The organism is Mycobacterium persicum, assembly GCF_002086675.1.
Classification (GTDB): Bacteria; Actinomycetota; Actinomycetes; order Mycobacteriales; family Mycobacteriaceae; genus Mycobacterium; species Mycobacterium persicum.
On sequence record NZ_MVIF01000247.1, the window covers coordinates 1 to 1155 of the forward strand.

Genomic DNA, 1155 nt, shown 5'->3' on the forward strand with positions numbered 1-1155 from the left:
TTTCCGCTGCCCAGGTTGAGATCTCCGAAGTTGCCGATGCCGAAGTTGGTTTTGCCCAGGTTGCCGTTACCCAGGTTGAAGAAGCCGCGGTTTCCGCTGCCCAGGTTGGCGTTGCCGAAGTTTGCGCTACCGAAGTTGAAGTCACCGGTATTCCCACTGCCGAAATTGAAGTCGCCGGTGTTTCCGCTGCCCGGGTTGAAGTCGCCGATGTTGCCGATGCCAAGGTTCCAGGCGCCGGTGTTCCCGAAGCCGGTGTTGATGCCCGGAATGCTGGTCGCCGGCACGGACAGGTGGGGCAAAGCGGGAATGGCAACCGTCGGCAAGATCCCGTGCAAGAAGCCCGACTGGTTGTCGCCGGTGTTGAAGAACCCCGAGCTGAACATGCCCGCGTTGGCGATTCCCGAGACCAGCTCACCGGAGTGGGCCAGGCCAAAGTCGTTGGTGCCCTTGTTGAACAAGCCCGAGTTGAGCGTGCCCGAGTTGAACCAGCCCGCATCGCCGTCGCCCGAGTTGCCGATCCCCGAGTTCAAGCCGAGGCCCGTGTTCGTGTTCTGCAAGCCGGAGGTGGCGGGGCCGGTGTTATTGAACCCCGAGACATCGGTGCCCGTGTTCCCGAAGCCCGAGACCGAACCCGGCTGGTCGATTGAGCTGCCCAGGCCCGTGTTCACGCTGCCAGCGTTGAACAGGCCCGTGTTGGTGGCGCCCGAGTTGAAGAAGCCAGTGTTGTTCGGGCTCGAGTTGAAGGAGCCGGTGTTTCCGCCCGGTGCGGGGAATGCGCCGCCGCCGGAGTTGAAATCGCCGGTGTTGAAATCACCCGAGTTGAAGAAGCCCATGTTGTCCGAGCCCGCGTTGCCGACGCCCATGTTCTTGAAACCCGCGTTGCCGAAGCCGAAATCGAGGTTGCCCCCGTTCCCGGCGCCGGTGTTCCAGTTGCCCGAGTTCCAGAAGCCCGTGTTGATGTTGCCGGAGTTTGCGAAGCCGAAATTACCGCTGCCCGAGTTGAAGAAGCCTACGTTGTTGTCGCCGGAGTTGAAGAACCCGATGTTGTTGTTACCGGAGTTCCCGAAGCCGATGTTGTTGACGCCGTAGTTCAGGCAGACTATGTTGATGTGGATTTAGAAGGTGATGAAGAGGTTGATGATGGAGAAGATTTAG

General features: G+C 60.3%; 1 pseudogene. It reads right to left on the reverse strand.

The annotated features are described in order from the left end of the window. Positions 1-1109, reverse strand: a pseudogene (locus tag BST40_RS33480) (PPE family protein); the annotation flags it as partial. Positions 1110-1155 lie beyond the last annotated feature (46 nt).